This window comes from Bradyrhizobium arachidis, from assembly GCF_015291705.1.
GTDB classification, from domain to species: domain Bacteria; phylum Pseudomonadota; class Alphaproteobacteria; order Rhizobiales; family Xanthobacteraceae; genus Bradyrhizobium; species Bradyrhizobium arachidis.
On sequence record NZ_CP030050.1, the window covers coordinates 1,013,424 to 1,032,464 of the forward strand.

At 59.3% G+C, this 19,041-nt stretch carries 20 protein-coding genes and 2 pseudogenes; 11 read left to right on the forward strand and 11 right to left on the reverse strand.

Annotation, left to right across the window (positions count from 1 at the left end; genetic code table 11):
* Nucleotides 1–764 precede the first annotated feature (764 nt).
* Entirely contained in the window at nucleotides 765–2,384 is a 1,620-nt protein-coding gene (locus WN72_RS04875; RefSeq protein ID WP_092219527.1) for an alpha-amylase family glycosyl hydrolase, read from the reverse strand.
* Between the two features lie 489 nt (nucleotides 2,385–2,873).
* On the opposite strand from WN72_RS04875, the gene WN72_RS47575 reads away from it, so the two are divergent.
* Genes WN72_RS47575 through WN72_RS04885 form a run of 3 tightly spaced genes read left to right on the forward strand, consistent with a single transcriptional unit; the run spans nucleotide 2,874 to nucleotide 4,213 of the window.
* On the forward strand, nucleotides 2,874–3,119 hold the full coding sequence (locus WN72_RS47575) for a metallophosphoesterase family protein (protein ID WP_347337494.1): 246 nt from the start codon (nucleotides 2,874–2,876) through the stop codon (nucleotides 3,117–3,119).
* A gap of 26 nt (nucleotides 3,120–3,145) precedes the next feature.
* Nucleotides 3,146–3,304, forward strand: coding sequence for a metallophosphoesterase family protein (locus tag WN72_RS47580; RefSeq protein ID WP_347337495.1), 159 nt, complete (start codon nucleotides 3,146–3,148; stop codon nucleotides 3,302–3,304).
* 51 nt (nucleotides 3,305–3,355) lie between these two features.
* Nucleotides 3,356–4,213 (forward strand): glucose 1-dehydrogenase, encoded by an 858-nt coding sequence (locus WN72_RS04885; RefSeq protein ID WP_092219530.1) that lies wholly within the window; start codon nucleotides 3,356–3,358, stop codon nucleotides 4,211–4,213.
* A 1,021-nt stretch (nucleotides 4,214–5,234) separates the two neighbouring features.
* On the opposite strand, the gene WN72_RS04890 is transcribed toward WN72_RS04885, so the two are convergent.
* From WN72_RS04890 to WN72_RS04900, 3 genes and pseudogenes are all read right to left on the reverse strand, one after another.
* Entirely contained in the window at nucleotides 5,235–6,509 is a 1,275-nt protein-coding gene (locus tag WN72_RS04890) for a DUF892 family protein (RefSeq protein WP_092219532.1), read from the reverse strand.
* A 352-nt stretch (nucleotides 6,510–6,861) separates the two neighbouring features.
* Nucleotides 6,862–7,077: a DUF4142 domain-containing protein gene (locus tag WN72_RS46590; protein ID WP_244553959.1), complete on the reverse strand. Its 216-nt coding sequence runs from the start codon at nucleotides 7,075–7,077 to the stop codon at nucleotides 6,862–6,864.
* Nucleotides 7,078–7,224: 147 nt separating this feature from the next.
* A pseudogene (locus WN72_RS04900) lies at nucleotides 7,225–7,709 on the reverse strand (YciE/YciF ferroxidase family protein).
* Between the two features lie 1,387 nt (nucleotides 7,710–9,096).
* Here WN72_RS04900 and WN72_RS04905 point away from each other — a divergent pair.
* A complete protein-coding gene (locus WN72_RS04905; protein WP_092219540.1) occupies nucleotides 9,097–9,258 on the forward strand; it encodes a DUF2934 domain-containing protein in 162 nt (53 codons plus the stop codon).
* A gap of 67 nt (nucleotides 9,259–9,325) precedes the next feature.
* On the opposite strand, the gene WN72_RS04910 is transcribed toward WN72_RS04905, so the two are convergent.
* The 3 genes from WN72_RS04910 to WN72_RS04920 all read right to left on the reverse strand — a co-directional run bounded on the left by WN72_RS04910 (nucleotide 9,326) and on the right by WN72_RS04920 (nucleotide 10,295).
* The gene (locus WN72_RS04910; RefSeq protein ID WP_167381124.1) at nucleotides 9,326–9,499 is read right to left on the reverse strand and encodes a hypothetical protein; all 174 of its coding nucleotides are present in this window, start codon (nucleotides 9,497–9,499) and stop codon (nucleotides 9,326–9,328) included.
* A gap of 51 nt (nucleotides 9,500–9,550) precedes the next feature.
* Nucleotides 9,551–9,772: a DUF6894 family protein gene (locus WN72_RS04915; RefSeq protein ID WP_143130809.1), complete on the reverse strand. Its 222-nt coding sequence runs from the start codon at nucleotides 9,770–9,772 to the stop codon at nucleotides 9,551–9,553.
* Nucleotides 9,773–10,103: 331 nt separating this feature from the next.
* On the reverse strand, nucleotides 10,104–10,295 hold the full coding sequence (locus tag WN72_RS04920) for a hypothetical protein (protein ID WP_167381120.1): 192 nt from the start codon (nucleotides 10,293–10,295) through the stop codon (nucleotides 10,104–10,106).
* Between the two features lie 789 nt (nucleotides 10,296–11,084).
* On the opposite strand from WN72_RS04920, the pseudogene WN72_RS04925 reads away from it, so the two are divergent.
* From WN72_RS04925 to WN72_RS04935, 3 genes and pseudogenes are all read left to right on the forward strand, one after another.
* Nucleotides 11,085–11,264 (forward strand): annotated as a pseudogene (locus WN72_RS04925) (hypothetical protein); the annotation flags it as partial.
* A 467-nt stretch (nucleotides 11,265–11,731) separates the two neighbouring features.
* On the forward strand, nucleotides 11,732–11,935 hold the full coding sequence (locus tag WN72_RS04930; protein ID WP_035701108.1) for a CsbD family protein: 204 nt from the start codon (nucleotides 11,732–11,734) through the stop codon (nucleotides 11,933–11,935).
* A gap of 62 nt (nucleotides 11,936–11,997) precedes the next feature.
* A complete protein-coding gene (locus WN72_RS04935) occupies nucleotides 11,998–12,252 on the forward strand; it encodes a DUF2934 domain-containing protein (protein WP_244553960.1) in 255 nt (84 codons plus the stop codon).
* Between the two features lie 495 nt (nucleotides 12,253–12,747).
* Here the strand turns inward: WN72_RS04935 and rpoH are convergent, their stop codons facing one another.
* The 3 genes from rpoH to hspD all read right to left on the reverse strand — a co-directional run bounded on the left by rpoH (nucleotide 12,748) and on the right by hspD (nucleotide 14,964).
* Nucleotides 12,748–13,617 carry an RNA polymerase sigma factor RpoH gene (gene rpoH / locus WN72_RS04940; protein ID WP_092219643.1) on the reverse strand — a complete coding sequence of 290 codons (870 nt, stop codon included), beginning with the start codon at nucleotides 13,615–13,617 and terminating at the stop codon, nucleotides 12,748–12,750.
* Nucleotides 13,618–13,763: 146 nt separating this feature from the next.
* Nucleotides 13,764–14,324, reverse strand: a complete 561-nt coding sequence (locus tag WN72_RS04945) for a hypothetical protein (RefSeq protein ID WP_143130811.1) — start codon at nucleotides 14,322–14,324, stop codon at nucleotides 13,764–13,766.
* Between the two features lie 181 nt (nucleotides 14,325–14,505).
* Complete coding sequence (gene hspD / locus WN72_RS04950; protein ID WP_092219544.1) at nucleotides 14,506–14,964, reverse strand: small heat shock protein HspD; 459 nt, start codon at nucleotides 14,962–14,964, stop codon at nucleotides 14,506–14,508.
* Nucleotides 14,965–15,397: 433 nt separating this feature from the next.
* Here hspD and groES point away from each other — a divergent pair, with 433 nt between their 5' ends.
* The 4 genes from groES (at nucleotide 15,398) to WN72_RS04970 (ending at nucleotide 18,626) form a co-directional block, all read left to right on the forward strand.
* On the forward strand, nucleotides 15,398–15,712 hold the full coding sequence (gene groES, locus WN72_RS04955; RefSeq protein WP_143130812.1) for a co-chaperone GroES: 315 nt from the start codon (nucleotides 15,398–15,400) through the stop codon (nucleotides 15,710–15,712).
* Between the two features lie 35 nt (nucleotides 15,713–15,747).
* Nucleotides 15,748–17,367 carry a chaperonin GroEL gene (groL, locus tag WN72_RS04960; RefSeq protein WP_092219548.1) on the forward strand — a complete coding sequence of 540 codons (1,620 nt, stop codon included), beginning with the start codon at nucleotides 15,748–15,750 and terminating at the stop codon, nucleotides 17,365–17,367.
* Between the two features lie 87 nt (nucleotides 17,368–17,454).
* Nucleotides 17,455–17,793, forward strand: coding sequence for a hypothetical protein (locus tag WN72_RS04965; RefSeq protein ID WP_092219550.1), 339 nt, complete (start codon nucleotides 17,455–17,457; stop codon nucleotides 17,791–17,793).
* A gap of 638 nt (nucleotides 17,794–18,431) precedes the next feature.
* The gene (locus tag WN72_RS04970) at nucleotides 18,432–18,626 is read left to right on the forward strand and encodes a hypothetical protein (protein WP_092219552.1); all 195 of its coding nucleotides are present in this window, start codon (nucleotides 18,432–18,434) and stop codon (nucleotides 18,624–18,626) included.
* Nucleotides 18,627–18,741: 115 nt separating this feature from the next.
* Here WN72_RS04970 and WN72_RS04975 read toward each other — a convergent pair whose 3' ends face one another.
* A complete protein-coding gene (locus tag WN72_RS04975; RefSeq protein WP_092219554.1) occupies nucleotides 18,742–18,957 on the reverse strand; it encodes a hypothetical protein in 216 nt (71 codons plus the stop codon).
* Between the last annotated feature and the right edge of the window lie 84 nt (nucleotides 18,958–19,041).

The window sequence follows — 19,041 nt, forward strand, 5'->3', positions numbered from 1 at the left end:
TGACACGGGTCGTACTCGACGGCCAACTGGATGGCTTTCGCCCGCTCACGGCCGGCAATCTCGCCGGTTAGCCAAAGTGCCAGATCGATGCCGGCCGACACGCCGTTCGCCGTGACGATCTTTCCCGCGGGCACCACGCGTTCGTCGGGCTAGGGCTTCGCACCCATGATCCGGAGCACGTCCATCTTGTACCGTGCGTTGTCGCCGGCTTGCCTTTTAGGATGCCCGCCGCGGCCAGAAGCAATCGTGAACGCGTTCGCGTTCCTCTATGGCCCGCCAACTCGGGATTGGTCATTTGATTTTGACGTCCGAACGTCGCGCGTAAAGCGGTGAACGGGGCATGCGGCGCCTAATTCCCTCGTCGGGAAATCGAAATCCGCCGCGGTGCGTTTGGCTTGGCAATACCAGCAAAAATGCCAGCAAAGCGGACGGCTGCAGTGAGCTTTTGCCCGTATATTCAATGCACGCGAAAGTTTTCTAGCGAATCCCGGAATCGAACCAGAGACTTAAGTTATTGTTATTATTATAATTTTTTCCATGGTGCCCCTGGCCGATAATTGCCTAGAGCCATAACCATTTGAATTTAGACCCACTTTTGTCGTTGATTGCTGCTGATACCAGCACAAACACCAGCAGGATGACGCGCGGTATACGCCGACAAAAATAAAAAGGAGGGTTCTCGCCGCAGGCACGCCTATGCCCTTCCAGACTCCACAATCGCCTGATCGGAATCGAACCTGGCTCCGCCCCGAAATCGGAGTAACCTACCGCGAGGTTGAGTCTAGGCTTGCGTCATGCGTACCCGATCCGATGATCACGCCCTCGTTGCCGCGGAGCAGGATCGACCCGTGTGCGAGCGGTGCCGGTGGGCGGTCGAGGTGCGTTGAGAGCAGCAGGTGGCTGCCGTCCCGACAGGTCCATTTTCGCGGCTCAGCCGCGATATTGAGTGCGACAATCACCTTCTGCTCGTCCAAAGTGCGCGCGAAGGCAAGCACCTCATCTCGCGATCGGATTGGCTGGTAGCGGCCGTCGCGTAAGGCCGCGTGCTCACGTCGAACTGCGATCAAGGCGCGAAACAGCGCTAGGATCGAGCGGTCATCGCGCCGTTGCTCGGTCACATTGGCCATGCTCTCGGGACCGAGAGGCAGCCATGGCTTGCCGGTGGTAAAACCGCCTTTGGCACTGTCGTCCCAGCGCATGGGCGCCCGCTCGGGATCGCGGCAAAGGTCGTAGCCGGGCACGAGCTTCTCGAAGGGATCGCGGACGCTTGCGGACGGAATGGGAACGCGTTTGCGGCCGATCTCGTCTCCCATATAAAGGAAGGGCGTCCCGCGCAGCGTCATCACCAGCATCGCCAGCGCGCGCATCTGCGGTTCACCGAGCTTGCTGGCAATCCGTTGTTTGTCATGGCCGCCGATGACCCAAACCGGCCAGGCGTGTTCGGACAGTGCGTTGAAATAGGCGTCGATCGCCGCCTGGAGCGACAGGGCGTCCCACCGTGTATCGAGCAAGGCGAAGTTGAGCGGCAAATGCAGGCGCGGTCGCTCCGTGCCGTAGAAGTGGCCGATGCGATCGGTCTTGCCCTGAACCTCGCCGCATAATAGCCGCCCCGGATAGTCGTCGATCACGCTGCGGATGAATTCGATGCACTGCATCGTCTCCGGCCGGTCGTCCGTGAAGACGGGAGTCTGGCGTTGTGGTGGCGGCTTGCCATGCGCCTGCTGGTTCGGCGGATTGTCGCGCAGATGCTGGTCCTTGATCAGCACCGCGCTCGCATCGACCCGAAAGCCGTCGACACCGCGGTCCAGCCAGAATCGCATCACATCGGCGATGGCCTCCCGCACCTGCTGGTTCCGCCAATTGAGGTCGGGCTGCTCGACCAGGAAGGAATGATAGTAATATTGCCGTCGCGCTTCGCACCATTCCCACCCACTCCCGCCAAAGCGGCTCATCCAATTGTTGGGCGGACCGCCGTTTTCGGCCGCATCGGCCCAGATGTACCAATCGGCTTTCGCACTGTCGCGCGAGCTGCTGCTGTCAACAAACCAGGCGTGATCGTCGGCGGTGTGATTTGGAACGAGATCGAGGATGAGCCGGATGTCCCTGGCGTGCAACGCGGTCAGCAGGCGGTCGAATGCGTCGAGGTCGCCGAAAGCAGGATCGATTGCGCAATAGTCGGAGATGTCGTAGCCGAGATCGCGAAACGGACTTTTGTAGATTGGCGTCAGCCAAATCGCGTCCACGCCGAGCCAACTTAGATATTCGATACGGGACATCAGCCCAGCGATGTCGCCCTTACCGTCACCGTTTGAATCCTGAAATGACACGAGGGCGATTTCATAGATCACCGCCGATTGCCACCAGGCATTTCCGTCCTCGGCCATCTTTTCCTTCCTGCTGTTACCCAGGACCGACGCGACCGCCGCCGCAGGAGTTCCTATTGTCATTCAACGCGCCGAGAGAGATGGAATGACCAACTGCTCGGTCTCGTCCGTCGAAGGCTTAATCTTGCTCAACTCGCTCACCTCGCGAGAGGCTTTTGGGGATCGTCCCGACGCTGGGCAGCTTCGGTATTCTGGTCGAGTTGGGCCCGCTCGCTACGGCGCAGACGTCCTGATCGATTGACACCGTACCAGATCGCTATGCCGAGTATGATGACGCCCAGGAATTGCAACCACATTGCTTTCACGGAGAGATCCCCCAAAAGCATTCCAACGCCTGTATTGCCCATTTGTGAGCTCCTGCTAGATATGCGTGCAATGCGAGTACGCTGATGTCGTTCCTAATGTGAGAGGGAGGACGCGCTAATCGCTTCAGGGGTGCTACCTAGAATTGGAGTCATTTCCGATACGCACGGTCTTTGGCGGGCCGAAGTGGAGCGATGCCTAGCCGGCGTCGCCCACATCATTCACGCAGGCGATATTGGGGCTGCGGATGTCATCGATCGACTTCGCACTCTCGCGCTAGTCACGGCGATCCGCGGCAATGTTGACGTCGGCGATTGGGCAGACAGTTATCCGGAGACCCAAACTGTGCGGATAGGAGGGCGCTGCTTCTACATACTACATGATCTGACGGGGCTAGAGGACAAACCGGCCCCGACGATGCCGACGTGGTGATCTATGCCCATTCGCACAAAGCCAGTGTGAGGGTCATTGACGGCGTGCTTTATCTCAACCCCGGCAGCGCAGGCCCGCGGCGGTTCAGGGCTTCAGTCACGCTCGCGACGCTAGATCTCGATGGCGCGCCGCTGCAGCCTGTCGTCCACGATTTGAACGGACCTGTGACGCGACGGATCAGCTAGGAACACTTCCGGCAGGGCTCCGTTAACGGAGCATATCTCCGGAGCCGTTCCATGACCGAGCATCCCAAGCCGCCGTTCCCCAGCCAGCAGCAGCCGATGCCGGGGGCGACGGCCGCGATGAATCCCCGGCCGGATCATGGAGAGGAGAGCTACAAGGGCTCGGGGCGCCTTGCTGGCAAGAAGGCGATCATCACCGGAGGAGATAGTGGAATTGGCCGCGCAGTTGCGATTGCATACGCCCGGGAAGGGGCGGACATCGTCATCGCCTACTTGAACGAGGATGAGGATGCTGCCGAGGTCAAGGCACTGGTGGAGCGGGAAGGGCGAGAGGTCGTTCTGATTCCCGGCGATATCAGTCATCCCGATCATTGCCGTGCCGTCGTGCAACGCGCCGTCGATGAACTCGGTGGAATCGACATCTTGGTCAACAACGCGGCTCATCAGGCGACGTTCAAGGACATCGCCGAGATCAGCGACCAGGAGTGGCAACGAACCTTCGCTGTGAACATCCATGCGATGTTCTACCTGACCAAGGCCGCAGTCCCGCACATGCGGCCTGGAGCTGCGATCGTAAATACGGCCTCGGTGAATTCCGACATGCCGAACCCGAGCTTGCTCGCCTATGCCACGACCAAGGGAGCGATCCAGAATTTTACGGGCGGCCTGGCGCAAATGCTCGCCGGCAAGGGCATTCGCGTCAACGCGGTGGCACCCGGCCCGATTTGGACCCCGCTCATTCCGTCGACAATGCCCGAGGAGTCCGTCAAGAATTTTGGCAAGCAAGTGCCGATGCAGCGCGCTGGCCAGCCGGCCGAGCTTGCGACCGCTTACGTTATGCTCGCGGATCCCCTTTCCAGTTACACCTCCGGTGCAACCTTGGCAGTTACCGGAGGCAAACCGTTCATCTAACTGGGCCGCCTTTGCATGGCGCGGGCGGATGATCCTTCCGGGCTCGTGCGCCGTCATAGCATGATGACGTAAACCGCCAATGCGAGAATGATCGCGAGGCTGCGACAATGCTGATGAGGAGCTTTCCCATGCGACACCGTGTCTGCGAACAATGGCGCAGGGGTGCCGGCGTTCCACCCCGTCGGTTCAATGGAGCTTGTTCGTTGTTTGCAGCCCGACGCACAACCTAGGAGCACAGATCGATGGACATGGCAGAAGCCTCAGGAATGACCGAAGCATCCGGCCTCGAGAATAAGCCAGCCGGGGCAGAAGCCTAACCACGCAACGCACGCGGCCAGGGAGGTCCTTCATTCGAGCTGCAATCGGCCGCAGCGCGCCTGTCCGACGAATTGCGCCCGATCACCATAGCCGCGCCGCTTTCGTCGCTCCTCATGGCGTTCATACTCGGAGTGCTCGTCGGCCGGCGCCGCCAGGGATAGCGGCCTGAAGCAATCGGCGCTATGAATTGACATGGCGCACATGGCGCGCAAGCTCAAGACCTTTCAGCATCGCTCGGTTTCTATGATCTCGCCATTGCGGCGCCTTCGATGAAGGCGGCGCTGGGGAAGGCGCCGGAAGCAATTGTTTCAGGGCATTGGTGCTTAGACCAATGAGCCAGCGTCGTCGCCGCGACCATGGCGAAGCCTGGCATCGTTCTCAAACGGCCGGCCGGCTCGAATGGGGGCGTTTCAGAGCAGGCCGATATTCCGTCCCAGTCGGCAGCGGACGACGCCGGAAAGAGGCCCGGTCACAGACGCGCCAAAAGATCGCGGCCGTGATCTGCGATGACCGAGGTCGCTACGAAAAAGCAGGGGCGAGATACGAGAAACAACAAAAGCAGGAGCAGGCGCAACGCCGCCGGGATACTGAGATTGAGCCGGCCCCCGCGTGCGGATCGCGCGGGGCCGAGCTTGCCGAGCAATGGTGCAGTAGACCGAAAGCGCTTTCGCACCCTGGCCCACGCTTGTAAGGGGCGGCCGAACTATTCCGTCTGTTCGAGCGCTGCCGGCATTTTCGCGACCGACATCAGCGAACGGGCGACCTGGTTCAGCAACTGGTCTGCATTCTCCTCCTCGGCCAGGGACTTCGACAGCAGGCTGACGACGGCGCTGTGGCGGAGCTGCTGAGCGAGGTTGCGCGCAGTGGTATAGCCGGCGATCTCGTAGTGCTCGACCCGCTGCGCCGCTCCGATCAATGCAAGGTCGGCCGCCGCGTCTTCTTTCTCCTCCCCTTCGGACATGATCTCCTGGCCTTCCTCGACAAGGCCCATCATGCCCTTGCAGGGCTTCGCTCGCGCGGACTGGCCGAGCATCTGGAAGCACTCATTGATGCGCTCGATCTGGGCTTCAGTCTCGGCCAGATGAACTTCGAATAGCTCACGCAACTGATCGAAACGTGCGGCTTGTGCCATCTTCGGCAACGCCTTCGTCAGCTGCTTCTCGGCATGAAGGATGTCACGGAGTTCGTCGATAAGAAGATCGCCAAGCCCGGCCTCATCGGCGGGCGGCGAACTCTCCGTGACGATCGCCGCCGTCGGGCTGGGATCTCCGCCGGCCTGGATGGCCGGCGATTCCGTGAAAACCCAGTCGCCGCCTTCGTTCCAGGGACCTCGTGTGTCGATCTCGCCATGGTCGCCCGTTCCGGTCGAATCGTTGAAGAACTGATCGACCAGACCGGGTGTCGGCGCAATTCGGCCGATGCTGAATGCAGGCTTTGCCAAGCTCTCGAGCGCCAGCGAGAAAGCCTTCATGTGCGTGATCTCGCGTGTCATCAGAAACTGGAGCGCATCCTTGGTGCCGGCATCGTCAGTGAAGTTGATCAGTCTCTCGTAGACGATCTTTGCTCTCGCCTCGGCGGCGATGTTGCTGCGCAGATCGACGTCGAGCTCTCCTGTGATCTTGAGATAGTCGGCAGTCCACGCGTTGCCTTGTGAGTTGAACAGGTTCACTCCGCCGCCGCCGGCGATTGCAATGAGAGGATCGGCCTCTGCTGCCTGGCGATCGAATTTCGATGGCTTGAGATGCATGCGGGCGAGCGTGCCGACCACCTCGAGGTGGCTCAGCTCTTCCGTGCCGATATCCATCAGCAGATCCTTGCGGTCTGGATCTTCGCAGTTCAGACCCTGGATCGAATACTGCATGGCAGCGGCGAGTTCGCCATTTGCGCCGCCGAACTGCTCGAGGAGCATGTTGCCGAAGCGCGGATCTGGCTCATCGACGCGGACGGTAAACATCAGTTTCTTGACGTGGTGATACATGAGGGACTCATCGGTGTGAGGAGGAGGTGGTCTTCGAACGGGCGGATGCTGTCGTTTGTTCCTAGCAGCGCTTAGGGACACGGCAGGCATGGCTGCATTGTTCGTTCGACCAACTGAGGAGAACGGGCATGCGAAAGCTAGAAGGTTCCTAGCTGTGCCCTTTCTGGATCTCGGCGCGCTTTTCCTCGACCTCCTCGGCGTCACGTTGTCGAGGGTCATGAGTGAATTCTTCGTCTCCGTGGACCTTTAGCAATTCATCAGCTTGGCGTGATGCGCTTGGGTATCACGGCGCTCAGCTCTTTGAATGAGCAAGGTCATTTCCCACGTGAGGAAGGTCGCCACAGAGTGCCGGTCAAGGCCGCATCCGAATGCGATCCAGCACACTCCGTACAACGATTAGAGAACAACGGCTGCCGGTCGGGACTTTGGACTCGGTTGGCACCATCTCCTTAAGGTCGCTGCTGGTCTTGGTGTGATCGGTAATCATCTGATCAGCGAATTTCTTTTCGTCCGGGTTGCCCTTCTGCAGTGCGATCTTGGCCGCCTCGATCTCCAGCATATCGCTCATCGCCGCTTCCTTGACGAAGTCCTCTGTCTTGGGCGCGATACCAAGAGCCGAGTTGACTCCGTGTTTTCAACCACTGACTGGGCGAAGCAAGAGGCGGTGAGGGCTGTCGTCAGCAACACTGCAAGCATGATCTGTTTCATAACGACCTCACGCAGCCTCGGCATTGATGGCTGAGATCGCCAGCTTCGCTAGCGCGTCGTCACTCTTCTTCTGTTCCGCAAGCGTCGCATCGAGAAGCTTGACGGCATCCCTGTGCCCGAGCTTGCCGACCCAGATCCTCAGCGTGCCATAACGCGAAATCTCGTAATGCTCCACGGCTTGCGCGGCCGCCAGCAGTCCAGCATCGAGGGCCGGCGTATTCTCGTATTCCTCCATGAGTTCTTTGCCTTCATCGAGGATGCCCTCCGATGACGTCGCACTTCTTGCCGCGCGCCGGCTTACCAGGCAGCTCGAAGATCTGCTCGAGCCGTTCGATCTGCGTTTCCGTCTCGTCATGATGTCTTTCGAAAGCTGCCTTCAACTGATCAGATGATGCTGCGTTCCCCATCTTTGGCAGCGATTTGTAGATCTGCTTCTCTGCGTAATAGATGTAGCGTGTCGACGAACAGGCTGCTGAGGTCTTTCTCAGGCATTATGATCTCCCTGGAATGTAAGAAAAGGCCTGCTTCAACATTGCAACCTGAGCGCGGTTCCTAGCTGGGTGCTACAGGTATACGGCGAAGGCGAGGACCAACTGTCCCAAAGTGCACAGAGCGAATTGATCGCCCTGACGAGGAACGCGGATGGGAAAGTTCGTTTGATTTTATTGACAGGGCGTCCTTCTCCCGCCCTGCCACTTGCCCAAGCCCCCGAGGATCAGCAGCCCCGGGGCCACAGGTTTCGACGCGTTTCGGATCGACGAAATAACGTCAGCCGTTCGGAGCGCCCGCATAGCCAGAGAAGCGGCGGACACCGCCGCTTCAAAGTCGGCTTCCTTTTTCATAGATGTCGCGACGGACGCCGTCATGCTCCACCTGCCGGCGCCGTTGCGGCCAAGCGTAAATAGTCCAAAGCGCAAATTGAGTAAGCAACTCAAAAAGCCCAAAGCAACTTGGGGTGAGCCCGTTTTCACTGCGGAAATAGAACACCGGGACATCACGTCCGAAGGATTGTTGCGAGGAAGCGCCTTAAAAGGGCTTTCTAAGCCTTAACCAATGTTGTAGCGGGCTAACCCTCAGAATCGTACCCTGACACCGTCACCGCGAGGCCCGTGGCAAACATCGGTGATGAGAACGCCAGTCGCGCTCCCGCCCTACTAAAGCGAGGAGGTTACGCCAGTGCTCAAGCGCCGTCGTATTAGATCAGACAAGACTTTCGAAGAACGTCTCGGCGAAGAATCAGTGCAGCTTCGCAAGAGAGCCGAGACGTTGCCCCAAGGGTTGGAGCGCGATCACGTTCTTCGAAAGGCACGTCAATGCGAGACCGGTTCTCACATGACCGACTGGCTGCGGTCTAGCGGACTGCAGCCACCAGACTAGGAGTGAGCAATGATCAAAAAAGCGCAGGCGCTTTAAGCAAACGGAATCCCTGGAAGCCAGACTTCAGCAGTTTGCGACGGACATGCGCCGTCGGGCCGATAAGGCACCGGACAGCGAGGAGAGAAACACGTTGCTGGAAAAAGCATCAAATGCGGATCAGGCAATAGATTTGGAGCGGCACCTCCGCGCCTAAATCCTCGGGGGAGCCGTGCTCCTCTCTGGACAACCTCAGCCCTCGTTAGCCGGGGGCTTTTTTTGGAACGTCGCGCACGATGGGGGCTTGGACCTCATGACCGATGTGAAACGCACGATTTGCCAAGGCTCGGGTTGGGTCTGCGAAAACCATCCCGGCAAAGCATGGACCGAACATGAGGGCGGATGCCAGTGTGGCGTTGGAATGCCCTGCGAATGCAACCGAGCCAACGGCGAAGACACACCTGACGCTGAGGCCATCATTGAAGAGGTCGAAGGGGCCTCTAAACGATTGCACTGAGAGGCAGACATGAACCGAAAGGTCGATGAAAGTATCGCCGCGCGCGCTTACGAGCTGTGGGAGAAGGCTGGCAAGCCGGAAGGGCGGGACGAGGAGTTCTGGCGCCTGGCCGAGCAGGAACTTATCAACGAGGACGAAAGCTCCCCTCGACGCACGCCAGATACGCTTTAGACGAGAAGATAGACCGCCAAAATAAGCGTGCTGCTAAGGATGATAATGCCGACGAAGAACCGGCCCATCACTTCTCCCTACGAACGCCCTTGAATTTCTTGGCAGTCTTCTTCACGGCCATGAACGCACCAGTGGTCTTGTTGCGCTTGGTCGAGGTCTTAGTAAGCGCGTTCTTCAATTGCGTGCGCTTCTTCACCGCGCCCTTACGGGCATTATCGCCGGTCGGTTTGTTGACTGCCATGGGTTACTCCAAAATTGTCTAAGGCACGAATCAGCTTCTTGGTTCCAAGGGCTAAACCAGTGGCAGCTTTTCAATTTCCCGGCCGTCCTCAGATACGACCACAACAGAATTGCCATCACGAACGAGATGAGGCTGTTCGGTCGCGAGGTGGTTCGCCAGCGCTCGGCCGCGCGCTCGTGCCTCGGCCTCGTCGGCGAACTCCTGGCCGAGAACATCATGAGCAGGCGTATCGCCCACGAAGTGAAAATAGAACCGTGGCATGGCGTCATTCATGAGGGTGCACTGCCGAGAATGGGTTAGTTGTCAGCGCGTACCGATGCGTCCCCATTGCGTCCGGTTGTCACCCGGCAGTGCTTTGGACAACGCGGCTTTGTACGCTAGGTTGCTAAGCGCGCACCAAGCCCAAACTATATTGTTTTAGAACGTTGGTGCACTTCGCAAAAGCCTCGGCGCGGTTGCCGCGAAGGTGGGTCACGCGGCCTCTGCGATGCTTCCGCTTCACGGCGCGCGGCGAAGAAAGCATCCTGATCTCGCCGAACTCGGTGATTGGCATTCCTGAAAAGAAGAAGGCGGGCTCGCTACGACGATCCTTCAACAGGCTGGTTCAATCCTGCTTGATGTCGAGAAGAAGAACGTCAAGCACTTCGAAGTCGAGACGCCTTATCTCGCCGCAGTCGTGAGGCACCCAATTCATCGTCACTTTGGCGACAAATCCACCAGTGTGGACGTGAAGCGCGGGCAGGTCGAAGTTTCCGACTTCAAGACCGGCCAGATTGCACAGGTGATGCCGGGCCAAGCAGCCACTATCTCCCCCAACGGCAAGCCTGGACTGGTTTTGAGCGGATCGGGTAACTTCAATCCAATCGAACAAGGTAAGCCGCGTGCGCCGAGTGTTCAGCCGGTGATGGTTCCGAAGGGTGGGTTGATGGCGCCGCCACGCGCCCTAATCAATGGAGGCGCCAACCGCAGCGTCGCGGCAGGACCGATCAAGCCAACTTCCGCTGAGGCGACCCATTTGCCAAGCGGGCAGAAGACGGGTGGCTTGCGCATCACGACTGCAATCGGGGAGGTCAAACTCAACTTCCACAAAGTGACGAATGGTCTTGCGCATGGCACGACCCCGGGGATCGCCGGTGCTCGTGGGGCAGCGTCAGCCCATGACAACACGTCTGTGTGGAGCGGTGGGCAAGGTGGATCCAGTGCGGTTGCCTCGACCTCGACGAGCCCGAGCAATTCCGGCAACGGCGGAAGCATTGCAGGTGCGTCCGGCTCCGCGAACAGCGGTAGCACGGCGCCTCCGTCGTCGGTGGTCGGTCCGGCGGTCATCCCTGTGGCCGATGCGCCTGTCAATTCAGGAAAGGGGCCCGGCGGCGATCTCAGTAAGAAGTGTGGCAGCGGCGCAGCGAATGCAGCCGGCGGCAACGGGCCGGGTGGTAAGGGTCCGCCCGGACATGGCCCTGCCGGAAATGGCCTCCGGGCCAGGCCGGGGGTGGCAATGGCGGAGGTAACGGGAACGCTGGAGGTAATGGCCACAAACCAGGGGCAACGGACCTCCCGGCCATGGGCACTGAGGCGTAGGCTTCTCCGCACGCGTCATCTGATCGAATGCTGCTTCTCGAAACTGAAGTGGTTCAGGCGCGTCGCTACGCGTTACGAAAGGACGGCGCGAAATTACCTCGCCATCGTTACTATCGCCGCAACTCTGCTCTGGCTAAGGCAGTCCAGTCGGCGGCCTTCAATTTCTTTCGGAGTGTTTGCCGCGTGAACGCCAATAGCCGCGGAGCGCTTGCCACTCTAACCCCGCGACTATAAGCGCCATCGTCGCGGTACCGACGCCCGTCATGACCAATAGCATTTCCAGCATCGAATCACCTCGCGCTACAGCGCTGTTCCTGAGTACCAAAGTGCACATTCGATCTGAAGCCTTATCGTTTGTCTTAGGAACGACGGCAGCGCTCGTACTGCTGAGCGGTTGGTGCGCTAGATTTGTTCGAGTTGCGCTCGCGGCGCCGGTGTCCCGTCCGCTCCTCCGGCCGGCGCCTGGGGCCGTCGCGCCTGGCCGTCGGGTAGCAGGCCATTGCAACTTAAAGCAGAGCCGTCGTCGACATCCCTACCTCCTCAAGGCGCGGCCGCGATCACCGCGCCCTGGCTTTGTTGCTGACCACATAGTGGTGCCGGGAACGAACAAAGCGCCATTTAGTTGCTAGCCAATACACACGAGGGAGGTAGCTAATGGATTGGAATCGTGTTGAGGGCAACTGGAAGGAAATGAAGGGCAAGGTCAAAGAGCAATGGGGCAAGCTCACTGACGATGATCTTGACGTCATCGCAGGCAAACAAGACCAGTTGGAAGGTCGCCTGCAACAGCGTTACGGCTACGCCAAGGACCAGGCAAAGAAGGAAGTAGACGACTGGTACGGGCGCCAGAAGTGGTGAACAGCAAGGGCCCTGCCAACGCGGGGCCCTTTTTTCTTATGAGCTATTCGAGAAGCCAGACCATGACTAAACCTACCGAGGAAGAGATACGGGCGAAAGCTTATCAGCTCTGGAAGGAAGCGGGCGAACCGGAAGGGCAGGGTGAATTGTTGTGGCATAAAGCCCAAGAGGAACTAGGCCGGGGTCAGCCGACCCCGGCGAACTCCCTCCCGGTACTACAGACAATTTGCCAATCTGAGCGGCTGCGGGGTGATACCGAGGGCATGGTCCCTCTTACGAAGCAAGCAGCCCCGGCTCTGCGAAGGATGCTGAACTGAGGCCGCTGTCGCTTCGGAACGGAGGCGAATCCAACCGACGGTGGGCAATCGTAAATCCCGCTCCCTCGACTACGGCTAGATGATGGGATTGATGGGTAAGCTTCGTTTGACAATCTCGTCGCCGCTCGCTCTTTGGCAGCATCGCCCAATAGACGGTACGTCGATCCAATAAGTCTGTCCGCGTCCACTTGCTGTCGAATACTCTCGTAGGATTGCAGAATAGATTGATCGCCCAGTTTATTGAGATCTGCAGGCGCGGCAGGGGAGCTCAACACAAAAGGCTTGCGAATTGAACCCAAGAGGGTTTCAAGTGTCCGATTGTTGGTCATAGCCAATGCGCAACCGGGATCCTGGGCGTTCGGAAGACTGTCGGAAATCGCGCTAAACTCTAAGGGGGCTCGGCATACTCCAGCTCGCGAAGGCTTAGCTGTCCCGCTTTTTCGCCCTCATCGAAAATGCGCCGGGCCTCTATTCCGTTGTCTCCGGCGCGGATTTCTAGAAGCCGCCGACCGCGTGCATTGTCAGTCGTATTTTCTCGAATGCTCGCTGCTCTATTTGGCGGATCCTCTCGCGGGATACTCCATATTCTGCCGCGAGTTCCTCCAGCGTTGGAGGCGTATCGGTCAACTGGCGCGCAGTGAAGATGTGTCGCTCGCGCGGACCCAGCGTCTGGATGGCGGCTCGCAACGCTTGTCGGCGTTGGGCCAATTCGTGTTCATCGGCCAACTTATCGTCTTGTGAAGGCGAGGGGTCTACAAGCCCTTCTATCGCTTCGTCGGCGTCCGGATCGTCGTGGGTGCGGGAATTCAGGGATACGTCGCCGCGCAAGCGCCGGTCCATATCTACGACCTCTCGTTCCGGCACCTCGAGGCGCGCAGCAATTGCCTGCACCTGCTCAGGACGCAGATCTCCGTCCTCGACAGCTGAGATCGCACGCTTAGCTTGCCGCAGTTTGAAGAAGAGTTTCTTTTGTGCGTTGTTTGTTGAAACCTTCACCATCGACCAGGATCGAAGTACGTATTCCTGAATCGTCGCCCTGATCCACCACAATGCGAACGTTGAAAGACGAACCCCTCGCTCCGGATCGAAGCGTCGCACGGCCTGCATCAATCCAATATTGCCTTCAGAAACAATATCGGCGATGGGCAATCCGTAACCGCGGTATCGCATGGCAACTTTTGCAACGAGGCGCAGATGGCTTGTGACGAGGCGATAGGCCGCTTCGCGATCGCCTAGTTGGCGCCAGCGTCTCGCGAATTGGGTCTCCTCTTCCTGGGTCAGGATCGGAAATTTCTTGATCTGAGCGAGATAGTGAGTCAGTCCGGTTGCAATTGAAGGCAGTGGCCGAGAATAGGTGTTATACATGTGGCCCTCGCAGTTGCTCTCATAAGGTAAGGTCGGCATGGGCGGCGATCAGCGAAGTGTTGCTCTCGAAAGCACTCTTGCAATAACCGCCATGCTCAAAAGGCATCCGACTGATCCGACCGGTGCGGCAACATCAGCGAGATCGATCAGCATCGATTTGTCCTCCTGAGGTCGTCATGATGCCGACGCTGTGAAGGGAACTGGGGTCCTGTCCGCCTTGCCTTTCGACCCAGCTCGCATTCATGATCGAGGTTCTCGGTCTCCGTTTGCGAGGAGAGATCACACAGCGCATCGACGATATCTTCGAGCCGGGCGCTCGTATCGTTGTGGCGCGGGTTCAGGTGGGAGCGATCTTCGCCGAGGCAGTGATCCGCGAGCCAGGAGGACAAGATGGCCCGCTTCTCGTACGCGGTGAGATCGGGATCATCGAGTACATCCAGGGGATGCTCAAAAGCGCCAGCCGGATGCAGGAACTCGGTCAGCTCCAATGGCGTTGTGCGCCGATCTGCCTCGGGTTTCGTCGTCCGGAGTGACAGGCAATCCGGGTAGGCCTCGCGCAGGAGAGCTTTCACGGAAGCTTGTTCGTCAAGCAATCGTCGCTCGATATAGCCCCGTTCAAGATCCGTGAGAGACGTTTCGAGGAGCCTGCGATAACGACGAATATTGTTTCGGTGCGCGCGAAGCCGTTCGATGTGGTGGCCAGTCATGACTGCTTCTCTCCCGCGTCATGTAGCGTTGCCGTGGTTGGTCCGACGAAAGTAACGTCGGCCGTCGCTTGTCGGGAGAGGCGTGTTATCGTCCGCGGTCGTCAGCCGCATTGGATCCTCCTGTTCGTAAACAAATAGAGGCAGCCGCGCGAACGCGCGCGGCGCCGATCAGATAGCTTGCTTACGCCGCTGCCTTGGTCCCTAGTTTCTGGATATTGTCCGCCGGCGCGCCGTTGATCGCGATCCGGCGCGGCTTCATGGCTTCCGGAATCTCCCGGACCAGGTCGACCTTGAGCAGCCCGTTCTCGAAGGATGCGCTCTTGACCTGGACGTAATCCGCCAGACTGAACTTTCGCTTGAAATTGCGGGTAGAGATGCCGCGATGGATGAAATTCCGCTCAGCATGATCCGGCTTGTTGCCCTCAATGGTGACCACGTTCTGCTCAGCCGTGATTGCGATATCGCTTGGCGCGAAGCCCGCCACCGCCAGCGAAATCTGATAGCGGTCTTCGGAAAGGCGTTCGATGTTGTACGGTGGGTAGTTATCCTCGCCGGCGCGCTGCGCCGTCTCTGCGAGGTCAAAAAGGCGGTCGAAGCCAATGGTCGAACGCCAAAGGGGCGAAAAATCGTAAGTGCGCATAGCCAAATCCTCCAAAAGAGCAAGATGGTTACGAGCGGCACCGGACACGACCGGTGCCCGTCTCATTGATCCGGACCCATGAGGCGTCCGAATCCCACATTTTCTGTGGCGTCGGAAAATTAGCAAAACCGTTTTCGGTTTCAAGAGGGGGCCGAAAAAATTGTGGCGCCGGCGCACGAAATGCGGATTATCGAAATCAGCGGCGCGGCAAGAACTTAGCGCAACGCGTGCACGGTTTACCAATCGTTGACGGCAAGCCCTTGGTTGGTCCCAGAAGCTTTGGTCCGAATGCAAGGGCGCCGTTACGGGCAAAAAAATTTTCACTCGAGCGGTCTTGAACCGGGCCGATTCGACTCCCAGTTCGTTTTCCGCCCGGGGGCCGTTTCCGGACCCGGATTTTGAACATCGCTGAACCTGATTGAGGAGGATGTGCATGCATTTCCGTCCATTGCACGATCGCGTGCTCGTGCGCCGCATTGATGCCGAAGAGAAAACGTCTGGCGGCATCATCATTCCCGACACTGCCAAGGAGAAGCCGCAGCAGGGCGAGATCATCGCCGTCGGCCCAGGAGGCCGCAACGAGCAGGGCCAACTCGTGCCGCTCGACGTCAGGGCCGGCGACCGCGTGCTGTTTGCGAAGTGGTCGGGCACCGAGGTCAAGATCGACGGCAAGGAACTGCTGATCATGAAGGAGAGCGACCTTCTGGGCGTGGTCGAAAAGGCCGAAGCGCTCAAGAACGCAGCGTGAGCTGACAGTCATCGAAGAGAAAGGAGATATTCAAAATGGCTGCCAAGGACGTAAAGTTTTCGACCGAAGCCCGCGACCGCATGCTCCGCGGTGTGGACACGCTGGCGAACGCGGTGAAAGTCACGCTCGGTCCGAAGGGGCGTAATGTCGTGATCGAAAAATCTTTCGGCGCGCCCCGCATCACCAAGGACGGCGTCACCGTCGCCAAGGAGATCGAGCTCGAGGACAAGTTCGAGAACATGGGCGCGCAGATGGTGCGCGAAGTCGCCTCCAAGACCAACGATCTGGCGGGCGACGGCACCACCACCGCGACCGTGCTGGCGCAGGCGATCGTCAAAGAAGGCGCCAAGGCCGTTGCGGCTGGCATGAACCCGATGGACTTGAAGCGCGGGATCGATCTGGCGGTGGATGCAATCGTCACTGACCTCAAGACCCGCGCCAAAAAGGTCACCTCCAACGACGAGATCGCCCAGGTCGGCACCATCTCGGCCAATGGAGACACCGAGATCGGCCGCTTCCTCGCCGAGGCCATGCAGAAGGTCGGCAACGAGGGGGTCATTACGGTCGAAGAAGCCAAGAGCTTGAACACCGAGCTCGAAGTGGTCGAAGGCATGCAGTTCGACCGCGGCTACGTCTCGCCCTACTTCGTCACCAACGCGGAAAAGATGCGGGTCGAGCTCGAGGATCCCTACGTGCTGATCCACGAGAAGAAGCTTTCGGGCCTGCAAACCATGCTGCCGCTGCTTGAGCAGGTCGTGCAATCCGGCAAGCCGCTTCTGATCATCGCCGAGGAAGTCGAAGGCGAAGCGCTCGCCACCCTGGTCGTGAACCGCCTGCGCGGCGGGCTGAAGGTTGCCGCCGTCAAGGCGCCCGGCTTTGGCGACCGGCGCAAGGCCATGCTGGAGGACATCGCGATCCTCACTGGCGGCACCGTGATCTCCGAAGACCTCGGCATCAAGCTCGAAAACGTCACGGTGAAGATGCTCGGGCGCGCCAAGAAAGTGGTGATCGACAAGGAGAATACCACGATCGTCGACGGCGCGGGTGCCAAAAAGGACATCGAGGCGCGCAGCCAGCAGATCAGGGCGCAGATCGATGAGACGACCTCCGACTATGACCGCGAGAAGCTGCAGGAACGGCTGGCGAAGCTTGCCGGCGGCGTCGCGGTAATCCGCGTCGGCGGCGCCACCGAGGTGGAGGTCAAAGAGCGCAAGGATCGCGTCGACGACGCGTTGCACGCGACGCGGGCGGCGGTCGAGGAAGGCATCCTGCCGGGCGGCGGCGTTGCGCTATTGCGCTCGCTAAAGGCCCTCGAGGGCATCAAGATCGCCAATTCCGACCAGAAGGCCGGCGTCGATATCGTACGCCGCGCGGTCCAGGTGCCTGCACGCCAGATCGTGCAAAATGCCGGTGAGGACGGGTCGGTGGTGGTAGGCAAGCTTCTGGAGCACCAGAGCTACAACTGGGGCTTCAATGCCGCGACCGGCGAATACCAGGACATGGTGAAGGCCGGCGTGATCGATCCCGCGAAGGTCGTGCGCACCGCCCTGCAGGATGCGGCCTCGGTCGCGTCGCTGCTCATCACCACGGAAGCACTGGTGGCGGACAAGCCGAAGAAAACGGAAGCCGCGCCGGCTCCCGCCATGGACTTCTAACGCGTATCGGGCCCGGCCGACCGGCTGGGCCCACCTCTCACATACAGAAAGGACATCTGGATCAGTTTTCGACGATAGGAGCATGAGATGATCAAGGATCAATTCACATTCTCCGCTCGGGCGGAGGGCACCCACAAAACCCTAATCAATCTCCTCGCAGTGACGCTCGGTAGTGTCGTTGCGCTGGCGCCGTTTGCGGCGCGAGGGTCGGAAGCAACGTCGCCGCCGCGGGCAGCAAAAAGCGGCTTCGAACAAATTGCCTTGCCGCCGATTCCGTACCTGGACACGATGCCCTGGCTGACCTGGCCGCAGGCGCCTTCCACGATGAAGGTGGATACGCTGCTTTCGCCGGTTCTGGATGCGCCCCGGCTGAGGTTCGACCTGTTGCCGACCCAGCGCGACGGGACCCCACCTGCAACCAGCTAGTCCGGGTGGAGCGGCCGGCCGATCCGGTCGCTCCAAACTTCCGTCTGAGCTGTGTGAGGACTTTCCATGCCGTATGAACCCGTTGTTGGCGGCGCGGTTGCGTTTCTGATCGAAAGCCAGAGACGCGTTATTTCGCATTGCGAAGGCTCTTGCCTGCGAACGACTTAAGTCCTTTCGGTCTATCTATATCTTGTTGAAATATATCAATAAATCGCGGTATGATTGGCTATGTGAAAAAATACTGTGTAATCGAACCGCCATAGAGGGGACTTGCGCCCCGACAAAACAGGGAGTCAGACGGCTCCGACCAAGAGGCGCCAGCAGCCTCGCCAAAGGCAAACGACCTCGAACAATTGTCAGGCAGGCTTTCGATGCGCAGGCGCCTTTGCGCGTACAGCTTATCCCGAAATGGTTATCCAACTACTGCGCAGGACTTCGCACTGCATCCGCTTGGGTTTCGTTATCCGCACATCCGCAGAGCGCTGCGCGGTTAGTTGCGCGCCGGGCATGATGACGGGAATTCCCGGTTAGACCTCGCGGCCAGGAACAAGGCCTCGGCGATCTGATTGGATCGCTGCGGCTGACGGGGTGGGACGAAGCATCTCCGGACAAGCGTCGTTTTGGCCAAGGAGGCAACAATGGACGACAAAACCAAATCATCAGAGGCGGGCGAACAAGCCGGTAAAGGCTTGCGCGAGGCGGCTGCCAAGGACGAAGCGAAGACCGAGAGCAGGACGGGACACGATTTGGCGAAAGGCGCCGATCGCTTTGAGGAACGTTCGAAAAGCTCCGATGGAAAAACCGCGGAAGAAAAGCAACAAAGCAAGCCGTGACGTAGCGGGCCGGAAATAGCTTCCCTTAGCAAACCTGCCGTGCGTCGGACGTCCTGAGTGCGGCGGCCTTTCCATTTGTGGAACTTCGCGGAATCGCGGGCATTGTTTGGCGTTCCTATCGTCCCGCCGACAGCCGCTCGGCGTTCGCCGCGACAATCTTCCTGTAATGATCGAGCACCTGACCGCAATCGCCGCCCCGGATGAAAATCGAGCCCGCTTCCGAGGCCGCGTCGAACTTCTCCGTCACCATGAGAAACATCTCATGAGAGGTGCCGTTGTCTGCGGCCATCTGCCGGAACCGCATCTCCATGACCTCCAGCGCGTCGGCCATAAGTGTCATCGCTGAAAACCAAAAAAGCATTTGTACTCCACCCCGGTTGTTGCCGGCTTGAAACCATGGCTAATCCAAGCATTC